Origin of the sequence: Aeromonas sp. DSM 116730 (assembly GCF_046581335.1) — a bacterium.
GTDB classification, from domain to species: domain Bacteria; phylum Pseudomonadota; class Gammaproteobacteria; order Enterobacterales; family Aeromonadaceae; genus Aeromonas; species Aeromonas rivipollensis.
The window spans coordinates 2016198-2037322 of record NZ_CP144265.1 but is presented as its reverse complement, the minus strand read 5'-3'; the positions used below and the strand labels follow the sequence as shown (position 1 = coordinate 2037322).

At 65.2% G+C, this 21125-nt stretch carries 18 protein-coding genes; 14 read left to right on the top strand and 4 right to left on the bottom strand.

Features of this window, described 5'->3' with window-relative positions; all coding sequences use genetic code 11:
- The first annotated feature begins 51 nt into the window (after positions 1-51).
- The 11 genes from nrfB to Aeroheme_RS09280 all read left to right on the top strand — a co-directional run bounded on the left by nrfB (position 52) and on the right by Aeroheme_RS09280 (position 11367).
- Positions 52-648: a cytochrome c nitrite reductase pentaheme subunit gene (nrfB, locus tag Aeroheme_RS09330; protein ID WP_395950062.1), complete on the top strand. Its 597-nt coding sequence runs from the start codon at positions 52-54 to the stop codon at positions 646-648.
- Positions 645-1319, top strand: coding sequence for a 4Fe-4S dicluster domain-containing protein (locus tag Aeroheme_RS09325; protein WP_408778905.1), 675 nt, complete (start codon positions 645-647; stop codon positions 1317-1319). Before nrfB ends, Aeroheme_RS09325 begins: the two co-directional genes overlap by 4 nt.
- A 90-nt stretch (positions 1320-1409) precedes the next feature.
- Positions 1410-2363, top strand: a complete 954-nt coding sequence (gene nrfD, locus Aeroheme_RS09320; RefSeq protein WP_234689858.1) for a cytochrome c nitrite reductase subunit NrfD — start codon at positions 1410-1412, stop codon at positions 2361-2363.
- Between the two features lie 258 nt (positions 2364-2621).
- Positions 2622-4580, top strand: coding sequence for a heme lyase NrfEFG subunit NrfE (gene nrfE / locus Aeroheme_RS09315; RefSeq protein ID WP_408778908.1), 1959 nt, complete (start codon positions 2622-2624; stop codon positions 4578-4580).
- Positions 4577-5131, top strand: coding sequence for a DsbE family thiol:disulfide interchange protein (locus Aeroheme_RS09310; RefSeq protein ID WP_411167142.1), 555 nt, complete (start codon positions 4577-4579; stop codon positions 5129-5131). The genes nrfE and Aeroheme_RS09310 overlap by 4 nt, the downstream gene beginning before the upstream one ends.
- A complete protein-coding gene (gene nrfF / locus Aeroheme_RS09305) occupies positions 5128-6321 on the top strand; it encodes a heme lyase NrfEFG subunit NrfF (protein ID WP_411167141.1) in 1194 nt (397 codons plus the stop codon). Before Aeroheme_RS09310 ends, nrfF begins: the two co-directional genes overlap by 4 nt.
- A gap of 91 nt (positions 6322-6412) precedes the next feature.
- A complete protein-coding gene (locus Aeroheme_RS09300) occupies positions 6413-6865 on the top strand; it encodes an NUDIX hydrolase (protein WP_411167140.1) in 453 nt (150 codons plus the stop codon).
- Between the two features lie 352 nt (positions 6866-7217).
- The gene (gene pbpG / locus Aeroheme_RS09295; protein ID WP_139744283.1) at positions 7218-8138 is read left to right on the top strand and encodes a D-alanyl-D-alanine endopeptidase; all 921 of its coding nucleotides are present in this window, start codon (positions 7218-7220) and stop codon (positions 8136-8138) included.
- 161 nt (positions 8139-8299) lie between these two features.
- Positions 8300-8440, top strand: coding sequence for a DUF2256 domain-containing protein (locus Aeroheme_RS09290; RefSeq protein WP_411167139.1), 141 nt, complete (start codon positions 8300-8302; stop codon positions 8438-8440).
- Positions 8440-9960 carry a cryptochrome/photolyase family protein gene (locus tag Aeroheme_RS09285; RefSeq protein WP_411167138.1) on the top strand — a complete coding sequence of 507 codons (1521 nt, stop codon included), beginning with the start codon at positions 8440-8442 and terminating at the stop codon, positions 9958-9960. Before Aeroheme_RS09290 ends, Aeroheme_RS09285 begins: the two co-directional genes overlap by 1 nt.
- 153 nt (positions 9961-10113) lie before the next feature.
- Positions 10114-11367 carry a D-amino acid dehydrogenase gene (locus Aeroheme_RS09280; RefSeq protein ID WP_411167137.1) on the top strand — a complete coding sequence of 418 codons (1254 nt, stop codon included), beginning with the start codon at positions 10114-10116 and terminating at the stop codon, positions 11365-11367.
- Between the two features lie 69 nt (positions 11368-11436).
- Here the strand turns inward: Aeroheme_RS09280 and Aeroheme_RS09275 are convergent, their stop codons facing one another.
- A complete protein-coding gene (locus Aeroheme_RS09275; protein ID WP_411167136.1) occupies positions 11437-12135 on the bottom strand; it encodes a TetR/AcrR family transcriptional regulator in 699 nt (232 codons plus the stop codon).
- 183 nt (positions 12136-12318) lie between these two features.
- On the opposite strand from Aeroheme_RS09275, the gene Aeroheme_RS09270 reads away from it, so the two are divergent.
- On the top strand, positions 12319-14250 hold the full coding sequence (locus Aeroheme_RS09270; RefSeq protein WP_393935878.1) for an amidohydrolase: 1932 nt from the start codon (positions 12319-12321) through the stop codon (positions 14248-14250).
- Positions 14251-14280: 30 nt separating this feature from the next.
- Here Aeroheme_RS09270 and Aeroheme_RS09265 read toward each other — a convergent pair whose 3' ends face one another.
- Positions 14281-15402 carry an HPP family protein gene (locus Aeroheme_RS09265; RefSeq protein WP_411167135.1) on the bottom strand — a complete coding sequence of 374 codons (1122 nt, stop codon included), beginning with the start codon at positions 15400-15402 and terminating at the stop codon, positions 14281-14283.
- A gap of 210 nt (positions 15403-15612) precedes the next feature.
- On the opposite strand from Aeroheme_RS09265, the gene Aeroheme_RS09260 reads away from it, so the two are divergent.
- Positions 15613-16731 (top strand): glycosyltransferase family 9 protein, encoded by a 1119-nt coding sequence (locus tag Aeroheme_RS09260; RefSeq protein ID WP_408848878.1) that lies wholly within the window; start codon positions 15613-15615, stop codon positions 16729-16731.
- A gap of 102 nt (positions 16732-16833) precedes the next feature.
- Here the strand turns inward: Aeroheme_RS09260 and metE are convergent, their stop codons facing one another.
- Positions 16834-19113, bottom strand: coding sequence for a 5-methyltetrahydropteroyltriglutamate--homocysteine S-methyltransferase (gene metE, locus Aeroheme_RS09255; RefSeq protein WP_411167134.1), 2280 nt, complete (start codon positions 19111-19113; stop codon positions 16834-16836).
- Positions 19114-19274: 161 nt separating this feature from the next.
- Between metE and Aeroheme_RS09250 the strand changes: the two genes are divergently transcribed.
- Entirely contained in the window at positions 19275-20210 is a 936-nt protein-coding gene (locus Aeroheme_RS09250; protein ID WP_411167133.1) for a LysR substrate-binding domain-containing protein, read from the top strand.
- A gap of 75 nt (positions 20211-20285) precedes the next feature.
- Here the strand turns inward: Aeroheme_RS09250 and Aeroheme_RS09245 are convergent, their stop codons facing one another.
- Positions 20286-21062 carry a siderophore ferric iron reductase gene (locus tag Aeroheme_RS09245; RefSeq protein ID WP_411167233.1) on the bottom strand — a complete coding sequence of 259 codons (777 nt, stop codon included), beginning with the start codon at positions 21060-21062 and terminating at the stop codon, positions 20286-20288.
- Positions 21063-21125: the final 63 nt, after the last annotated feature.

Below are 21125 nucleotides of genomic sequence, written 5' to 3'. Positions count from 1 at the left end.
CGAGATTTGCGGGCCCGCCGAGTCGGGCCCGCAATCGGATGGAGGCTTCCTATGGGTGATTTAACGATGGATTTCTTACGACTGATGCTGATGGCGGCCATGCTGCTGACCAGCCTGCAGGGCCAGGCTGCCGAGGCGACGATCGCGCCTGCGGCCCTGCCCCAAACGCATGACGTGGCGTTCTTGCGCAGCCCCGACAAGGCCTGCACCGACTGCCACAAGGAGCAGACCGAGGGGATGCATGGCAAGCATGGTCAGGCGACCAATCCCAACAACCTGGCACCTGTCACCTGCACCAACTGCCACGGCCAGCCCTCCCCCCAGCACAGGGAAGGGGTCAAGGACGTGATGCGCTTTAGCGACAGCTTCAATGAGAAGCAAGGTGACGATGGCTACCCCATCGCCGAGCAGAACGGGGTCTGCATGAGCTGCCACGAGCCCAAACCCCTGCGCGAGGCGCTCTGGGCCCACGACGTGCACGCCACCAAGCTCAGCTGCACCAGCTGTCACGCGCTGCACCCGGCCAAGGAACCCATGGTGGGGATAGCCGAAAAATCCCGCATCAAGATCTGCGTCGATTGCCACAGCAAGCAGCATCAAGCCAAGGCGGCCGGCCTGCAGGTCAATGCGGGCAAGGAGGCACCATGAGCTGCTCTCGTCGTGACTTTATGGCTGGCATGGGAGCGGGTGCGCTGATCATGATGACGGGGCCTGTTCGCGCGACGGCCCTCGCCCACAGCCAGGCCATAGACGGGGTGCGTTACGGCATGCTGCACGACGAGACGGCCTGCATCGGCTGTACCGCCTGCATGGATGCCTGCCGGGAGGTGAACCAGGTGCCACAGGGGGTCTCGCGGCTCGAGATCCTCCGCACCGGCCCCGTCGGCACCTTCCCCGATGCCGACTACCACTTCTTTCGCAAGTCCTGCCAGCACTGCGACAACGCCCCCTGCGTCCACGTCTGCCCGACCGGTGCCTCCCATATCCGCAAGGAGGATGGCATCGTCGACGTGGACCCGGACTTGTGCGTCGGCTGCATGTACTGTCTGGCCGCCTGCCCCTATCAGGTGCGCTTCATCAACCCGGTCACCCGGGTAGCGGACAAGTGCGATTTTTGCCGCAAGACCAACCTGGCGGCGGGCAAGGAGCCGGCCTGCGTGGCCTCCTGCCCCACCAAGGCGCTGGTGTTCGGCAATCTGGATGATCCCGATAGCCCCATAGCCAAACGGCTGGTGAAGGAGACCACCTATCGCTACAAGCAGGGGCTCGGCACCTCGCCCAAGATGTACCGCGTGCCCAAAGGGGAGATAACGTCATGACCATGCAAGCGGCATTTCACTTCCCCTCGCTGGTGTGGGGATTTGCCCCATCGCCGTCTACCCCGGCAATAACCCATGGAGGGAATGACCATGTGGTATGACGCATTTCACTTCCCTTCCCTTGTCTGGGACTGGCCGATCGCTATCTATCTGTTTCTGCTCGGCATCTCCGCCGGGGCTACTAGCCTCTCGGTGCTATTGCGCCGCAAGGGTGCTGGCAGCGAGAGCGGCATCATCAAGGCGACCGCCCTGCTGGCGCCACTCTCGGTGATCCTGGGGCTCTTGATCCTCATCTTCCACCTGGCCCGCCCCTGGACCTTCTGGAAGCTGATGTTCCACTACCAGTTCGATTCTGTGATGTCGATGGGGGTCATGCTGTTCCAGCTCTATATGGCGGTGCTGTTCGCCTGGCTGGCGGTGGTGTTTCGGGCCGAAATTGAGACCCTGCGCCGTCACCTGCTGAAAGAGAAGTTCGCCTTTGTGGATGGGCTGATCGCCCTGTTGGCCCGCGTCGAGCGGCTGTTGGCGCCGCTCTTGTTGCTGCTGGCGGTGCTGCTGGGGGCCTACACCGGCTTTCTGCTCTCGGCGCTCAAGACCTATCCGCTCTTGAACAACCCTGTGCTGCCGGTGCTCTTCCTGGTCTCCGGCATCAGCTCAGGGATCGCCTCCACCATCTTGCTGGCGGTGACCCTGTTCAAGGAGCACCACCACAGCCCGGGCGTGAGCTTTGTGCATAGCTTCGAGCGCCCCGTGTTGGCGGTAGAGGTGCTGCTGCTGGTCTGCTTCTTTACCGGTCTCTACTTCGGTGGCGGTCAGAAGGAGGTGGCCATGTGGGCCGCCATCGGCAGCGGCTTCTGGGCTCAGGTGTTCTGGGTCGGGGTGGTGGGGATCGGCATGCTGTTGCCCCAGCTGCTCTCCCTGCTGGCTCCGGCCGCGCTGCGGGAGCGAAACGGCCACCTGGTGCTGGTCTGCAGCCTGACCCTGGTGGGAATACTGCTGCTGCGCTACTTCGTGCTCTATGCCGGTCAGATGACGGTTGTATAAGGGGAAATGCATGATTTGTAGCAAAAGCGACCATACGACGTCGGCTTGCAGCATGACCCTGATGGGCATGCTGCTGTCTGATGCTGCGTCATCCTCGTATGCCGGCCAGATGACGGTTGTTTAAAAGTATGATCACCAGCGCCAGCCACCCTCGGGGGACTGGCGCTGGTTTGTTTCCAAGAGTGTGGATGTTATCCCCCAGCGCCGGTGCTGTGCAGACGCTGCGGCATAACATAAACGAATGAAACTGGAGGTTGTGTGCTGGCGGAGTTCGGCTATCTCTCACTGCTGCTGGCGGCGGCACTCTCCCTGCTGCAGGGCACCCTGCCCTGGCTGGGCTTGCGCCTCGCCTCCCCGACCCTGCTGCGCTGCGCCAAGCCGCTGGCGCTGCTCAATGCCGCCCTGCTCGGGGCGGCGCTGGGGCTGCTCGCCAGCTGCTTTGCCCGGGATGACTTCACCATCAGCTATGTGGCCCAGCACGCCAACAGCGCCCTGCCCATGGGCTTCAAGCTGGCGGCCGTGTGGGGAGGCCACGAGGGCTCCATGCTGTTCTTCGTCTTTGCGCTGGCGCTCTGGGGGGCGCTGGTCGGACTCTGCTCGAAACGGGTCGATCCATTGATCACCACTCGAGTGCTGGCCATCATGGGGCTGATCGTAGGGCTATTTGCCCTCTATACCCTGATCTTCTCCAGCCCCTTTGACCGCCAGTTCCCCGGGCCGCTTGAGGGGCGCGATCTCAACCCCATGCTGCAGGATATCGGCCTTATCATTCACCCCCCCTTGCTCTATCTCGGCTACGTCGGCTTTGCGGTCAACTTCGCCTTCGCCATGGCGGCGCTGCACTCGGGCCGACTGGACGGCGCCCTGGCTCACTGGAGCCGCCCCTGGGCGCTCGGCTCCTGGGTGTTTCTCACCGCCGGTATCCTGCTCGGCTCCTGGTGGGCCTATTACGAACTGGGCTGGGGCGGCTGGTGGTTCTGGGATCCGGTGGAGAATGCCTCCCTGCTGCCCTGGCTGCTGGGCACAGCCCTCTTGCATGCCCTCATTGTCTGCGAGAAGCGCGGCGCTTACGGCCACGGTGTGCTGCTGCTCTCCATCTTCACCTTCGCCCTGAGCCTGCTCGGCACCTTCGTGGTGCGCTCCGGGGTGCTCACCTCGGTGCACGCCTTCGCGGTGGACCCCAATCGCGGCCTCACCCTCTTGCTGCTGCTCGGCCTGTTATTGACCACGGCACTCACCCTGTTTGCCCTGCGGGCCGATACCCGCGCCCCCTACGCCCACTTCGGCTTCTGGTCAAAGGAGGGGCTGCTGGGCGCCGCCATACTGCTGCTGTCGGTGGCCTGCGCCTGCGTGCTGCTCGGCACCTTCTACCCCATGGTGTTCCAGTCCCTGCATCTGGGGTCGCTCTCGGTGGGCGCCCCCTATTTCAACGCTGTTTTCGTGCCGCTGGCACTGGTGCTGATGGCACTGATGACCCAGATCCCGCGCCTGCGCTGGCAGGGGCTGATGGCATCCTCCCGCCTCAAGATACTGCTGCCGCCCCTGTTCGGCCTGCTGGGGGGCGGCCTGCTCAGCCTCAGTTATCGCGAACAGGGAACCCTGGGCTGGAGTGGCATCCTCGCCAATATGATAAGCCTCTGGCTCATCGCGAGCCTGCTGATCAATTTCTCATTCAATATCCATGGCCTGAGTGCCAACCGGCTCGGGAGCCTGCTGGCCCACCTCGGGGTGGCGGTATGCGCCCTCGGCATCGCTCAGGTGAGCCACCACAGCCAGGAGGGGGGCACAGTGCTCGCCGCCAATAAACCCTATCGCCTCGGCGCCCATGAATTTCGCTATGAGGGGAGCGAGCCGCTGATCGGCCCCAACTACACGGCCGAGCGCATCACTGTCAGCGTGCACAAGGATGGCCGGGAGGTGGCCAGGCTGGCCCCGGAGCGGCGCCACTACAGCGTGCGCACCATGAACATGAACGAACCCGGCATCCAGGGGGGCCTGTTTGGCGATCTCTACGTGGTGCTCGGCGAGAAGATGGGGCCCGGGGCCTACGCCATGCGCCTGCACCACAAGCCACTGGTGCGCTGGATCTGGCTGGGTGGCCTGCTGATGATGACGGGCGGCGCCCTGCGTCTGCTGGGGCGCAAGCCGTTGCTGGCAGCCCAACCGCAGACCTCTGCACATCAAGTCGCGGGCTTGCTCCCCAAGGAGGCGCCATGAGAGCCCGCCTGCGTCTCTTCCTCCCCCTGATAGTCACTCTGGGCCTAGGCGCCCTGCTCTGGCTCGGCCTTGGCAAGGATCCTTACCGCCAGGACGAGGCGACCCTGGGGCGCACCCTGCCGACCTGGCAGAGCGAAAACCTGCTGGATGGGGGGATTATTGATACCGCTGAGCTAAAAGGTGAGCCCTTCGTGCTCAACGTCTGGGCCAGCTGGTGCCCGAGCTGCCGCGCCGAGCATCCTCTGCTGGCCGAGCTGGCCAAGACAGTGCCCCTCTACGGTCTCAACTATCGGGACAAGGGGGACGCGGCCCGCGCCTGGCTTATCCAGGCGGGCAACCCCTATAAAGCCGTGCTGGCAGACCCGAACGGCAAGCTGGCGCTGGAGCTCGGCGTCTACGGTACGCCCGAGACCTATCTCTTTGCCGCCGATGGCACCCTGCTCAGCCGCCACACAGGCGAGCTCACCAAGGAGGTCTGGCAGCGCCAGTTTGTGCCACTGCTTGCCAGGGCCCGTGCCCTGCCCACCCCACAGGCGGAGGGGCAGCCATGAAGATCCGCCCCCTCATCAACCCGTTGCTGATGGCCATCACGCTGATCATCGCACTGAGCCCGGCGGCCACGGCCAGCGGCGTCGACACCTACCAGTTCCAGCACCCCGAGTTGCAAGCCAGGGCTCAGGATCTCGCCCGTGCCCTGCGTTGCCCCCAGTGCCAGAACCAGAACCTGGTGGAGTCCAACTCCCCCATAGCCCGGGATCTGCGCCTCGAGGTCTACCGCTGGATAGACGAAGGACAGAGCGATGAACAGGTGATCGCCCGCATGACCAGTCGATTTGGCGACTTCGTGCGCTACGATCCCCCCTTCAAGGCAAGCACGGCGCTGCTGTGGGGAGGACCCCTGCTGCTGCTGGGGCTGGCGCTGAAGCGCCTTCGTCGCCGCCTGAAGGCCAGAGGAGAGCTGGCCATTCCGCCCGATGGCAGGGTCAATCTGCGTGAGAGAGATACCCGCAGCGCATTGAATCGCCTCATCATGGCAAGGGAGCAGGCAGGCCTCACTCCCCATGAGCCCCTCTATCGGGAGCTGGCAGCCGCCCACCTTGCCAATGCCACGCCTGTCGCCGAGCTGGCCCTGCGCGAGCGACTGACCCAGGCCCCCGGCCGCAGCGGGCGGCACGCGCGCGCCCTGCTGCTGCTCGGGATAGTGGCGATAGGCGCCGTTGCCGCCGGTTATGCCGCCAGCGGCCGCTATCAGGCCTGGCAGGCCTATCAGTCCCGCCCCGATCCCCTGGCGGGGATGAGCCCCCGAGATCTGCAGGACAAGGCGCTCGGCGCCCTGCACCAGCGGCTGCAGCGCAACCCCGCCGACCTCGAGGCCTGGGCCGAGCTCGGCCAGTTGTATCTGTATCGGGACGAGTACGACAACGCCCTGCTCGCCTACCAGCGCCTCGCCCTGCTGGAGGGGGGTGCCAGCGCCGCGACCCAGGCCGCTCAGGCAACCGTGCTCTACTACCAGGCGGGCCAGCAACTCACCCCGCAGTCGCAACGCCTGCTCGATGACGCCCTCAAGCAGGACAAGGGGGAAGTGAGCGCCCTGATGCTGCTCGCCTCCGATCATTTCCTGCACGGTCGCTACCGCCAGGCCATCACCCTGTGGCAGCAGCTGCTCGACAGCGAGCGCCCCCGCATCAACCGCGCCGCCCTGATCCAGGCCATTCAGACAGCCCGCATCATGGGGGGATAACCGGGGACAGGGCGGGACGCAGAAAATGGGGCAAGGGGCGCCGAACAACCCCATAATGCAAACCGTGATTTCACGACGACAAGGTACAGACATGATCCCCATTCGCTGCAACGCCGTTGCCGGAGTGGCACTATCGGACATCGATGGCCAGATAAAGATACTGCTGATGAACAGGGTCAAGGGCGGCTTCTGGTGCCATGTGGCGGGCACGGTCGAGGCGGGGGAAACCGGCTGGCAGACCATAGTGCGCGAATTTGGCGAGGAGACGGGCATCAAAGTGACCGAGCTCTATAACGGCCAATATCTGGAGCAGTTTTACGACGCTGCCACCAATTCCGTGATGGTGGTGCCTGTGTTCGTGGTCTATTGCCCGCCCCATCAGGCTGTGACCCTCAACAACGAGCACACCGAGTACCGCTGGTGTTCGCTCGCCGAGGCCAAGGCACTGGTCAGCTTTCCCGGGCAGCAGGCGCTCTATGACCATGTCTGGCACCATTTTGTGGCGCGTAGCCCCTCGCCGTTGATGAGGGTGGTGCTGCGCTGATCCGGGTCGGCTGGCATCCCCCTCGCAGCACCTGCCGGCGCCTATCTTCCCGACACAAAGAGGATTAATGGTGCCTTCGGTCCAATGCCGCCCCGGAAGGCGCAAAAAGAGTAGCAATGATTGGTCAGAAAGGGCATATAGTGCGCCCCATGACGGGCTGAACCAGGCCAATGTGTGCGCCATGAATGGCTCATTATGAATCCCGTGAGAGGGCGCTATAGCCGTGAATTCGGCTATTTCAAGGTGAGCCATCCCATAAAATGGAAATATCGGGCCGTCAGACGTTGTGAAGCGTCAATTACCGTCATATAACTTAGCCAAATGTCCCTGTCAGTCGTAGTAGAGCCAAACCATGAACCTTCGTCCTTTTCTTCCCCTGCTGCTCGGCGCCTTCCTCCTTCCCGCCAGCATGGAAAGCGCCCATGCCAACCCGTTTTCTGCGACCTCTTCCTCCACCAACAGCCTGATAGCACCACGCACCAATCTCGCCCTGGGATCCGATGCCTTCGTGGTCGCCAACCCCAGAACCGGGGAGATCCTGGCTGAACGCAACGCCAACCGGGTGATGGCAATCGCCTCCATCACCAAGCTGATGACGGCGCTGGTGGTGCTGGATGGCAACCAGCGCCTCAACGAGATGCTCACCGTCACCATGGACGATGTGGACAGGATCAAGGGCACAGGTTCCCGCCTGGCCATAGGCTCCCGTCTCAGCCGCGCCGACATGCTGCACATCGCCCTGATGTCGTCGGAAAACCGCGCCGCCTCGGCCCTGGCGAGACACTACCCCGGCGGTCGCCGCGCCTTTATCGAGGCGATGAACGCCAAGGCCCGCATGCTCGGCATGTGGAGCACCCATTTCGCCGACAGCACAGGGCTCAACCCGCGCAACGTCTCCAGCGCCCACGATCTCGCCAAGCTGGTGGCCAGCGCCTCCAGCTACCCGCTGATCCGCCAATACTCCACCACAGAGCACAGGCTGGTGCGCAACGGCAAACGCCAGATGCAGTACCACAACTCCAACCGCCTGGTGCGGGAAGGAAGCTGGCCCATCATGGTCTCCAAGACCGGCTACATCCGCGAAGCGGGTCGCTGCCTGGTGATGGACACCCGGGTCAACAATGAACCCGTGGTCATGGTGCTGCTTCACGCCAATACCACGGATGAGCGGGTGGCCGACGCCAAGAAGATCAGAACCTGGCTGGAAACCTCGGGCCGCATGACCCTGACCGCCCAGTCCACGCCCCGCACCAAGCTGTTCAGCAACCAGTAACGGTCACAGAAGGCCCCCGCACCGACAGGTGCGGGGGCCTTCTCATTGCACCTCTCTCCTCGCAAGCCGGAACGACCTCTTTCCCGTCCCACTGTGATCCCATCCTGGTTGCGCTTCGTTATGCAGGCAGAGTTCGGTCAACCCAGTGAACGAGGCGGAACATGCACCTCAAACCCCATCTACCCGAGAAAGTCTGCCCCGTCTGCCAGCGTCCCTTCACCTGGCGGCGCAAGTGGGCCCGCTGCTGGCAGGAGGTGCGCTACTGCAGCGAACGCTGCCGCCGTCAGAAGGAGCACTCCTGATGGAGCTGCGCCTCATCCTCGGGGATCAACTGAACGCCGGTCACAGCTGGTTTCGCACGCCGGATCCCGCGGTCTGCTACCTGATGGCGGAGCTGCGCCAGGAGACGGACTACTGCCGCCACCATCGTCAGAAGGTGCTGGCCTTCTTTGCCGCCATGCGCACCTTCGCCGCCGCCCTCACCAAGGCAGGCCACCGGGTCTGCTACCTGACTCTCGATGAGAGCACCCCCTGGCCCGATTTGCCCAGCTTGCTGGCGGCCCAGATCGCCCACCATCAAGCCGAGCGCTTTGCCTGGCAGAGCCCGGACGAGTGGCGCCTTGCCAGCCAGCTTACCCAGTGGGCCGCAGGTCTTGCCATCCCGACCCGCGAAGTGGACAGCGAGCATTTTCTCACCCCCCGGGATGGCTGGCGGCGCTACCCCCACAGCCGGATGGAGTTCTTCTACCGCGCCCTGCGAAAGCAGTACAAGGTGCTGCTTGATGAAAATGGCCAGCCCCTTGGCGGGCGCTGGAACTTCGATAACGAGAACCGCGCCAGACTGCCGGAGCGCCAGCCCATACCGGCAACCCTCACATTTGCCAACGAGGTGAGCGACATCGATGCCATGCTGACCCGCCACGGCGTCGCCACCATTGGCACTGCGGATACCAGCGCCCTGCCCTGGCCCGTCTCCCGGCGCCAGAGTCGCGCGCTGCTTGAGCACTTTCTGGCGCACTGCCTGCCCCACTTCGGCCGCTATCAGGACGCCCTGAGCGAGCGGGGCTGGAGCCTGTTCCACAGTCGCCTGTCGTTTTCGATGAACAGCAAGATGCTCCATCCCCTCGAGGTGATCCGCGCCGCGCAATCCCACTGGCAGGCCAATCAGGCCACCATCACCCTGGCACAGGTGGAGGGCTTCATTCGCCAGATCCTCGGCTGGCGCGAGTTTGTCCGCGCCCTCTACTGGGAAAAGATGCCGGACTATGGTCGCGTCAATGCCCTGGGGGCCGAGCGCCCCCTGCCCGGTTTCTTCTGGAACGGGCAGACCCGGATGGCCTGCGTGCGCCACGCGATCCAGCAGTCCCTTGATCACGCCTATGCCCACCATATCCAGCGGCTGATGGTGACCGGCAACTTCGCCCTGCTGGCGGGGATCCATCCGGATGAGGTGGATGCCTGGTATCTCGGCATCTATGTGGATGCCATCGAGTGGGTGGAGCTGCCCAACACCCGCGGCATGAGCCAGTTTGCCGATGGCGGTCTGATGGGCAGCAAGCCCTACGCCAGCAGCGGCGCCTACCTGGAGCGGATGGGCCACTACTGCAAGGGGTGCCACTACGAGGTGAAGGAGCGCAGCGGGCCGGACAGTTGCCCGTTCAACAGCCTCTACTGGCACTTTTTATGGCGCCATCGGGAGAGGCTCGGCAGCCACCCTCGCCTCGCCCTGCCCTATGCCAACTGGGATGGTCAGCCAACCTCCCGGCAACAGGCAATCCTGGCGACGGCGGAGCACCATTTGCTCCACCTGGAACGACTCTGAATCGACCGGATTTAATGCCAGAAAGTGAGCAAATGACAACATTGAGAGCCAGTTAACAAAATGTGAATGGTGATAATCACCAATGATAACGACACCAGTTGAATATCCTGTGGCGGCTGATTAAGGTGGAGGCCCCAGTCAAGGAGAGACAAGATGGACATAGTGGTACTCGGTGGTGGCGTGGTCGGTGTGACCAGCGCCTGGTATCTGGCCAAAGCCGGTCACAAGGTGACCCTGCTGGAGCGGCGCGGCGGGGTGGCCCTTGAAACCAGCCATGCCAATGCGGGTCAGATCTCCCCGGGTTATGCCTCCCCCTGGGCTGCCCCCGGCATTCCCCTCAAGGCGGCCAAATGGCTGCTGCAAAAACACGCCCCCTTCACGGTGCGCCCCACCTCGGATCCCTTCCAGCTGCGCTGGATGTTGAAGATGTTCGCCAACTGCACCCCGGCAGCCTATGCGGTCAACAAGGGGCGCATGGTGCGCCTAGCCGAATACAGCCGCGACTGCATGAAGCTTTTGCGCGACGAGCTGGCGCTGGACTACGAGGGTCGCCAGCTCGGCACCCTGCAACTGTTTCGAAGCCAGGCCCAGCGCGATGCCAGCCAGCGCGACATCGAAGTGCTTGAAGAGTACGGCGTCCCCTACCAGTCCCTAAATGCCGACGGCTGTGAAGAGGTGGAGCCCGCCCTGGCAAGGGTGCGCGGCAAGATAGTGGGGGGCCTGCGCCTGCCGGGGGACGAGACGGGTGACTGCTTCCGTTTCACCCAGGCCCTGGCTGACGAGGCACGGCGGCTCGGGGTGAACTTCATCTTCAACTGCGCCATCGACGAGGTCGAGCTCGCCCAGGGGCGCGCCGTGGCGGTGCGTGCCGGCGAGCGGCGCTTCAAGGCCGACGCCATCGTCTGCGCTCTGGGCAGCTATGGCACTGGCTTCTTGCGCCCCCTCGGGATAGAGCTCCCCGTCTACCCGGTCAAGGGCTACTCCCTCACCCTGCCGATGACGGACGCCGCTGGGGCGCCGCGCAGCACTGTGCTGGATGAAACCTACAAGGTCGCCATCACCCGCTTCGATGAGCGGATCCGGGTCGGCGGCATGGCCGAGCTCAGCGGCTTCAATCTGGCGCTCAACCCCAGACGCCACGACACCCTGGCCATGGTGGTGAGGGATCTCTTCCCCGAGGGGGGCGATCTCCCCCGGGCCGAGTTCTGGACCGGGCTGCGCCCCATGACCCCGGACGGCACGCCCCTGGTGGGCCCCAGCCCCATCCCGGGCCTCTGGCTCAATACCGGCCACGGCACCCTGGGCTGGACCATGGCGGCAGGGTCGGGCCGGTTGCTCAGCGATCTCATCTCGGGCAGCGCCCCCGCCATCAGCGACGAGGGGCTCACCCTGGCCCGCTACGGCTAGCCCGCAGGGCGCAATGCCAGATGCAAGAGAGGGAGTGCCTGGCACTCCCTCTCTTTATTCGCCTCTCTTCTATTCGCCCCCCTTCGCGGCGGCTTGGCAACCCGGCGCCAGTCCCGGCATCGACTGCCAGACCCGGGCGGGATCCGGCTCCTCGATGGCCGCCATCATCAGCTGCTCGCTCCAGCGTCTATGCAGTTGCCACAGCTGCGCCCCCGCCTCCCCCTGTCCCTTGGTGCACTGCTTGGCCACGTCCGCGGTCCGGTAGAAGTAGCGCACCAGGGTGGTGAGCTCGGGCTCGGGCCAGCGGCAGCCAAAGTGGCGCAGCCGCTCGGACCAGAAGGCTACCTGACGCCCCTCGTGCTCCTGCTCGACCCCGTGCAGGGCGGGAATGAGATCCATCGCCTGCCACAGCGCCCCATAGCCGACGAAGCGCTCATCCAGCGCCTCCAGCGCCTCGTCCAGCATCAGCAGGGTCTGCGGCCAGCTGTCGGCCTGCTCGCGGATGCTCTCCTGCGCCTCGCACACCGCCGCCAGCCAGTCCAGGGCCAGCCGGCAGATGATGGCCTCCTTGTTGGGGAACAGATGGTAGAGCGACTTGATGCCCACCCCGGCGCGGGCGGCGATGGCGTTGGTGTTGAGGGCCGCAAACCCCTGCTCCTGCAACAGGGCCAGGGTGGCCTGCTCGATGCGGCTCGCCACCTCCTGGCTGCGCAGTTGCCTGGGTTGGCGCCGCATGCACAGTTCGGCCGGCAGCTCGTGTTGTGACATTCTCTTCCCCCGATGCGGTCTCCGCCCCCAAGGGGCGACTGGTTGTCATAACTACATGATGAGACAAGGTAAACACAAGTCAAAAAAAGTGCAGCAATCACTGGCATTTTTCAGAATAGCTGCAATAACCATAAGTGCTCATATCTGCAGTAAAAACTGCAATTAACCCAAGGAGAGCGCGCTATGGATAGCAAACACCCCCGTCTCAGGCTGGGCGCCATCGCCCTGCTGGTGAGCGGCCTGCTCGGCTGCCAGCAAGACAGCAGTGAGCCGCCGCCCGGCAACACCCTCTATCTCAACGGCAAGATCCACACCCAGGATGGGCAGCGCAGCCAGGCCGAGGCCATGGTGGTGCAAGGGGGCAAGTTCACTTACGTGGGCTCCCGCGCGGGGGCCGAGGCCCTGAAGAACAGTGCGACCCAGGTGGTGGATCTGCAAGGGAGGATGGTGCTGCCAGGGCTGCACGACAACCACATCCACCTGCTCGGCACGGTTGCGCTCGACATGTGCGATCTGGACGGCCAGAGCGTCAACCTGGATCAGCTCGCGGCCAAGATCAGCGAGTGCCTGCCCCGCTACGCCCCGGCCCCCGGGGACTGGCTGGTGGTCAACCAGTGGTCGCCCTATGACGGCAACACCCCGACCGCCACCCATGCCACCCTGCTGGCGGCCCTGGATGCGGCGGCGCCGAACAACCCCGTGATGCTGGCCGGGGTCGACGGCCATGCCGGCGGCTACAACTCCCAGGCGCTGGCGCTGGCACAGGACGAGGACGGCAATGTGGTCGGCTTCAATGCCACCACCCTGGCCCCGGGCGGCGTGTTCGAGGCCTTCATCCCCTATGTGGATCTGGCAACCGGCGTGATCCGGGACGCGGCCCGCAGCGCCATTGCAGTCCCCGACACCGGGGTGCTGAGCGCGGAGGGGGAACAGGCGGAGGCCCAGTATGACAAGATACTCCCCGCCATCTCCGAGCTGATGGCGTCCCGCGGCATCACGGGGGTGCAGGATGCCTGCGCCAACGACTTCATCCGGGAGCGGATGCTCAAGATGCAGGACCAGGATCTGCTGCACATGCGCGTCACCGCTGCCACCTGCTTCAACCAGGATGACTACAGCGGCAAGCTGGACATCGACGGGCACCTGGCCAAGGCGAACCAGGTGCGTGACGCCTTCGCAGGCAACCCGCTGATCAAGGCCGATGCGGTCAAGATCTTCCTCGACGGCGTGCTGGAGGGGGATCCCTTCACCAGCCCCCCCTTCCTGCCCAATGCCGGCATGCTGGAGAACTACCACAGTCCCCATCTGGCCCTGGATCCCGACAGCGGCGAGGTGAGCATCACAGCGGACAGCGAGGATGCGGGCAGCAACGGCATAGTCAACTACAAGGAGGCGGATCTGACGCGCTACGTCACTGCGCTGGATGGGGCCGGGTTTGGCATCCACATGCACAGCATCGGCGATCGCAGCACCCGGGTGGCCCTCGATGCCCTGGAGGCGGCCCGCGCCAGCAACGGGGAGAGCGGCATCCCCCACACCCTGGCCCACCTGCAGGTGGTGCACCCGGACGATCAGAAACGCCTCGGCGAACTTGGCCTCTACCTCACCTTCACCTATGCCTGGACCACGCCCCAGCTTGCCTACGACATGCTGGTCAGCCCCTTCATCCAGCCAACCAGGGTGGGACAGTCCCTGAGCGAAGCCATCTACGACCCCATGGGCTATCTCCATGACGCCCTCTACCCGGTCGAGAGTTCGCGCCAGGCTGGCGCCGTGCTGGTGGCGGGCAGCGACGCCCCGGTGGACAGCCGGGACCCGCGCCCGTTCGAGAACATGGCCGCCGGCATAGTGAAGGCGGCCGGCAGCGGCGACGACTTCAGGGCAAGTCAGCGCACCTCCCTTGCCGAGATGCTGGCCGCCTACACCATCAACGGCGCCAGGGCGGTACGTCAGGAGGCGATCACCGGCTCCATCGAGGCGGGCAAGTCGGCGGACTTCATCGTGCTGGACCGGGACCTGTTCGCCCTGGTCAAGGCCGGCACGCCGGAGCAGATCGCACAGACCCGGGTCGAGCAGACGGTCTTCATGGGGGAGACCGTCTACCCCAAACCCTGAACAAAACGGGCCCCGCAAGGGGCCCGCTTCTTATGGCTCGCAGGCGGGCGCCTCCTCCGCCTGCCCGGGTTGCAAGGCCAGGGTGAACAGGGCCGCCACCATGTCGGACTGGGTGATGATGCCCACCAGCCGCTCTCCTTCCACCACAGGCATGTGGTGCAAGCCTCCGTCGGAGAAGGCTTCTACCAGATCGTAGAGGGGTTGGTAGCGCCGCGCCGCCCGTACCTCCCGGGTCATCAGATCCGCCACCCGCAATTGCTCGAGCGCCTCCCGCCCCCTGGGCTGGCGGCTCTCCCTGTCGATCATCAGGTCATGCAGGGTGATGATGCCCGCCAATCGGCCCTCTTCGTCCGCCACCGGCAGCGCCTTGATCTGATGGTGAGAGAGCAGATCCCAGGCCGCCATGGCTGACGCCTCTGGGGAGCTGACCACCAGATCCCGCGACATCACATCCTGACAGCGCACCGTGCCCACTCGCCCCCGCAGGGCGTGCAGCTGGGCCTCCTGCAGCAGCTCCTGCAGATCCTGGCGGCTGATGTCGAGCAGCTCCCCGTGCTTGTCCAGGGCAAAGTCGATGTCCTGGGTCGCGAGCCGGGCGCTCGGCTGGGGATCCGCCGTCTGGTGACGATTGGGCGCCACCTTGCCGCCATTGGGATAACGGCGCCCCAGGGCGCGGTTGTAGAGCAGCCCCAGGCTCAACAACAGCAGGGAGTTGAGCAGCACAGGTAGCAGCACATAACCCCCCCCCAGCGCCCGGATCCCCTCACCGCCGATGACGGCGGTCAGGGCCACGGCCCCGCCGGGCGGGTGCAGGCTGCGGGTGAGGAACATGGCGGCGATGGCCAGCATCACGGCCAGGGCCGAGGCGAGGGCCATGTCCGGCACCAGGCTGGCACTCAGTACCCCCATCAGGGCCGAGACCCCGTTGCCCACCAGGATGGACCAGGGCTGGGCCAGGGGGCTCGCCGGGGCGGCAAACAGCAGCACGGCGGAGGCCCCCATGGGGGCGATCAGCCAGTGCACCTCCAGCCCCAACCCCCACTGGCAGAGCCAGGCGGTGCCCAGCAATCCGACGAAGGCGCCGAGGGCACCGTAACAACTCTCTTTGAGGCTGGTATTGGTCGATACCGGCAAAAAATCCCTGAACTGCATCCTGCTCCCGAAGACGATAACATTTATTTCAAATGCGCAATTCTAGCCAGTAACCCCGGTCCAATACCAGCCCGCCAGGGGTTGACCACCCGGCTTATTGCCCGCTGATCCTGCCGCCACCGGCTCCACGGCACTTTTTCCTCCCTCTTAACGCTGGCTTAAGGGTCGGCTGTCACCTTGCTGCCATCCTCATGAACGGAGCCAAACGCTATGAAGACTCTCAGAGATGCCCTGCGCCGCTTCGATGGCCAGCGCCGCAGCTGGACCGCCGGGCTGGAGCGGGCCACCCTCGCCTGGCTGGCCAGACGGGGCCGCCTGCCCCCCTCACCTCAGGCGCGCAGGCGGATCCTGGTCATTCGCAGCACCAACCGCATCGGCAACAACCTCTTCCTGCTGCCCTTTCTGCAGCGGCTGAGACGGGATCACCCCAACGCCGAGATCGAGCTGGTGTGCAGCGGCGGCCCCTTGCTCCCCTTTCTCGCCGATCTGCAACTGGGGGCCATCCATCGGGTCCGCTTGCAGGGCAAGCAGCTGATCGGCGCCCTGGCGGTGCTGTGGCGCCTGCGCCAGCGGCACTATGACAGCGTCTATGTGCCGTTTGCCTCCAGCACGGATCACCTGATCGCCGCCTGGGTGCGGGCCGGCGAGAAGTTCGGCTTTGACGACGCCAAGGGGGATGCCCTGTTCGATCAGCCCCTCCGCCCCGACAGTGGCTGCCACTACGCCCACCAGCCCCTGCAACTGCTCGGTCGCCATGGCAACCCGGCGGAGCAGATTGAGCTTGGCAGCGAGATCCAGGTACCCTGCCCGCCGCTGGCCGCGTTGCGGCGGGCCCACCCAAACCGCCCCCTCATCGGCTTCTTCACCGGCGCCCGCAAGGGCAAGGGGCTCTCCGCCACCCAGTGGCGGCGACTGCTCGGGGATCTGCGCCGCCACAGTCCGGATGCCCTGCTGATCCAGCTCGAAGATCCGGCCTGCCCCCAACCCCTGCTGGGGGATCTGCACCTATCCCTGGCCAGCATGAGCGAGCTGGCCCGCTTCACCCGCGGTCTCGCCCTCTTCGTCAGTTGCGACACAGGTCCCCTGCATCTGGCGGCCGCGAGCGGCGTGCCCTGCCTCGGCCTCTTCACCCAGACAGACCCGGCGCGCTACGGCTGCCTCGGCGCCCAGCACCTCAATCTGGTGATCGAGGATCGCAATGCCATCCCCCTCGACGGGCGCTGGCTGGCCGAGGCGCTGGCGCGAGAGGCACCATCGCAGGGGTGGCACAGGCCGCAAAGCCCAGCACCATACCCGCAAACCGGCGCCCCCCTGCTGCTCGCCCCCTGAGGGGGCCTCAGGGCCTGCATACAAAAAAGAGGGAAGGCCTGCGCCTTCCCTCTGTCGTTATCTCAGTGCTCTTGCGTTGTCTGCCGAGCAGTAAGAGGCCGCTCAGGCCAGTTCGGCTCGCAGCGCCCGGGTCGCATCGACCATCACCTTGAGGGCAGCCGTGGTCTCTTCCCAGCCGCGGGTCTTGAGGCCGCAATCCGGGTTGACCCAGAGGCGATCGGCCGGGATCTGTCTGGCCGCCTTGCGGATGAGGTCTTCAATCCAGCCCTGGCTCGGCACGTTCGGCGAGTGGATGTCGTAGACGCCCGGCCCGATCTCGTTGGGGTAGTTGAAGCGCTCGAACGCCTCGAGCAACTGCATCTGGCTGCGGCTGGTCTCTATGGTGATGACGTCCGCGTCCAGCGCCGCCACCGCCTCTATGATGAGGTTGAAGTCGCTGTAACACATGTGGGTGTGGATCTGGGTGCTGTCCACCACAGGGCTTGCGCTCAGGCGGAAGGCGCGCACCGCCCAGTCGAGGTAAGCCTGGTGATCCTGCTTGCGCAGGGGCAAGCCTTCGCGGATGGCCGGTTCGTCGATCTGGATGATCTTGATGCCGGCGGCTTCGAGATCTGCCACCTCGTCGCGAATGGCCAGGCCAATTTGCAGGGCGGACTGCTCGCGGCTCACGTCTTCCCGGGGGAAGGACCAGCAGAGGATGGTCACGGGCCCGGTCAGCATCCCCTTGACCGGCTTGTCGGTCAGGCTCTGGGCAAACTTGGTCCACGCAAGCGTCATGGGGGTCGGGCGGTCAATATCCCGGGTGATCACCGGCGGCTTGACGCAGCGGGAGCCATAGCTCTGCACCCAGCCGAAGCGGGTGATGGCAAAGCCGTCCAGCAGTTCGCCGAAATACTCCACCATGTCGTTGCGCTCGGCCTCGCCGTGCACCAGCACGTCCAGCCCGATTGCTTCCTGACGCGCGATGGCATCCTTGATCTGGGCCTGAATGCCCGCCTCGTAGGCAGCGTCGTCGATGCGACCGGCCCGCCACTCCTGGCGCAGCAACCGGATGTCGGAGGTCTGCGGGAAGGAGCCTATGGTAGTGGTGGGCAAGAGCGGCAGCTTGAGATCAATGCGCTGGGCCTCGGCGCGTACCGGATAGGCGCTTTGGCGGTCAAAATCGCTGTTGGTGAGGCTGGCCAGACGGGACTGCACCGCGCGCTTGTGGACCCGGCTGTCGGACTCCCGATCGACGATGGGCTGGCTGTAGGCGGTGATCTTGTCCAGATCCCCTCCATCCAGGTAGTCGGAGAGCAGCCCCAGCTCGTAGCACTTTTGCAGGGCGAAGGCGAACCAACTGCGGGTCTGGCCGTCCAGCTCGTGCTCCAGGGTCAAGTCCACCGGGCTGTGCAGCAGGGAGCAGGAAGAGGCCACCCAGAGCCGCTCACCGAGCTTGGCTTTCAATGCTTTCAGGGTCGGCGCCAGCTTGCCCAGGTTGGCACGCCAGACGTTGCGGCCGTTGATGACGCCAGCGGAGAGGACCCACTGGGCCGGCAAGTGCGGGACCAGGGTCTCCAGCTGCTCGGGGGCGGCCACCAGATCCAGGTGCAGGCCATCCACTTTGAGGCTGGTGATGATGTCGCGCTGATGGGCAACCGAGCCGAAATAGGTGGTGAGCAGCAGCTTGCAGGGACCGCTCAGGCGCTCGTAAGCATTGAGGTAAGCCAGGCGCCACTCGTCCGGCAGGTCCAGCGCCAGGGCCGGCTCGTCGATCTGCACCCATTCCACTCCCTGGGATGCCAGTTTCGCCAGGATCTCCTGATAGACGATCAGCAGGCGGTCGAGCAATTCCAGACGAGAGAAGCCGCTCTCTTTCTCCTTGCCGAGCCAGAGGTAGGAGACCGGGCCCAGCAGCACCGCCTTGACCGGCAGCCCTAGCGCCTTGGCCTCTTCGACCTCTTCAAAGAGTTGGCTCCAGCCCAGCTTGAAGCGCTGGTCGCGGCTGAACTCGGGCACCAGATAGTGATAGTTGGTGTTGAACCACTTGGTCATCTCGGCGGCGGCAGCTGCGGGGCCGGTCGGCGCACGGCCACGGGCAACACGGAACAGGGTGTCGAGATCGGTGTCGCTCTTACCATCGACAACATGGCGGTGACGGGCAGGCACGGCGTCCACCAGCAGGCTGGTGCCGAGCACTTGGTCGTACCAGGCGAAGTCGCCCACCGGCAGCAGGTTGACCCCGGCGGCGCGCTGGGCCTGCCAGTGGCGTTCCCGCAGGCTCTTGCCCACGGCGACCAGCTCGGCCTGGGTGGTCTCGCCGCGCCAGTAGGATTCCAGGGCAAATTTCAACTCGCGCTTGGCGCCGATACGGGGGAAGCCCAGGGTGTGTGCTCGTGTCATAGGTCCAATTCCTTATGCTCATTCATCTGATGGGAAACTGGATGATTTAGCCATCCAGATGTTTACACATCTAGAGTGACGAGATAAGGTGGCCTTGGCTATTGAATCCTCTTCAACTGGCTCTCAAGAAATCCTCAACTGACACACAAAGGAGCAGTGCCATGGGTGTGCCCAACCAGTCGACCAGCCATCAGAACACCAACGCGGGCATAGATCTCAAGCACCTGAAGACCATCAGCGCCCTGGCCGAGCAGGGCTCACTGGCGGGGGCGGCCCTCTGCCTCAACCTCACCCAGTCCGCCCTCTCCCACCAGTTGAAAGAGCTGGAGACCCGCCTCAACCTGGAGCTTTATCTGCGCAAGAGCCGCCCCCTGGTGCTGACGGCGGCCGGCCAGCATCTGCTGGCCCTGGCCCGTCAGGTGCTGCCCGCCCTGGCCCAGACCGAGCGCCAGCTGCTGGCCCTGCACAGCGGCGACGCGGGCAGGCTGCACCTGGCGCTCGATTGCCACAGCTGCATCCAGTGGCTGCTGCCGCTGTTGCCGGGCTTTCGCCGCCAGTGGCCCGGGGTGGCGCTCGAGGTGGAGTCGGTACCCGGCTTCGATGCCATCAGCGCCCTGCTCGGCGGCCAACTGGACTTGCTGCTCACCTCGGACGTGCAGCCCCGCGGGGATCTCCACTTCGAGCCCCTGTTCGCCTTCGATCTCACCCTGGTGATGGCCCCCGATCACCCCCTCTGTCACCAGGCCAAGATAGCCCCGGAGGATCTCAAGCAGGAGGTGCTGCTGGTCTACCCGGTGGAGCGGGCCCGCATGGACGTGTTCAGTCGCTTCCTGCAACCCGCCGGGGTGGAGCCCGCCCGCTGCAAGCCGGTGGACAACACCTCCGTCATGTTGCAGATGGCCGCCGCCGGGCTCGGTGTCGCCGCCCTGCCGCGCTGGGCCAGCGAGGAGTTCGTGCGCCAGGGCTTGCTCGAGGCGCGCCCCCTGGGCAGCGGGATCCGCCGCCATATGTACGGGGCCGTGCGGGCCGCTGATCGGGATCAGCCCTGCCTGCAGAGCCTGTTCGAGCGCATTCGCAGCCAGATGGCCGAACAGTAAAGGGCATGAAAAAGCCGCCCCAGGGGGCGGCGCTCACGCAGCTCGATGTGCCTGCTCTCAGGCGCCTCAGGATCCCTAGTCGCAGCTGGCGGCTCCCTGCCGTCTCGGGCAGTTGCCACAAAGCTCCCCATCCCCTCGCCTGTAGTGCAGGCAGCAGCGCTGGCGCACATAGCCAGGAAAAGCCTCATCCCGGGGGAGCGAGGCCGGACGCCAGCCCGCCAGATGCCCGGCGGGCAGGCCGCAGGCGGCGAGCCAGAGCGGCGCATGGGCTTGGACCACCTCGGGGCTTATCTCCCCGAAGAAATCCGGCACCCGCACCAGGGCCGCCAGCAGATCGTCCGCCAGGAGCGGGCGCACGAAGCCGGGGCGTAGCCGCTGCACCTCTCCAAGCAGTGCGAACAATTCCTGCCAGTGGGCCTGCAACCGCTCACCCGCCGTCTTGATCAGAATTTTCACCTCCCCCTTGATCATGGGCTCCGCCGGCAGGCTGAAGCCGGACACCAGCCCCTCCTGATAGCCCTGTCCCATCCGATCCAGGGCGGGCACCGCCCCCACCCGATAGACGGCAACCATGGCGAGATAGATGGACTGCCAGCAGAGCATGCCCCAGCTGCGGGTCAACCAGTAGGCCGCCCCCGCCTCAGGGTGCGCCTGCTGCCAGTGGCCATGCAGGGCAGCCGCGACCTCGTTCGGGGCGCCATGAGAGGGGGCCGTCAGCAGAGCGGAGGACTCCCCCACCAACTGCCCCTTGAGGGAGGGGATGAGCCCGGCCGCCGCCGCAAACAGGGCGTCGTGATCCGCCAGCAGGGTATGCTGGCTGTTCACCGCCAGGGTGCCGAGGCCGCGAGGCAGGGCGTACTGGCGGCCATCGGGACCCGCAGAGAGGGCATGCCCCGGCGCAGGTCCGGGGCGCAA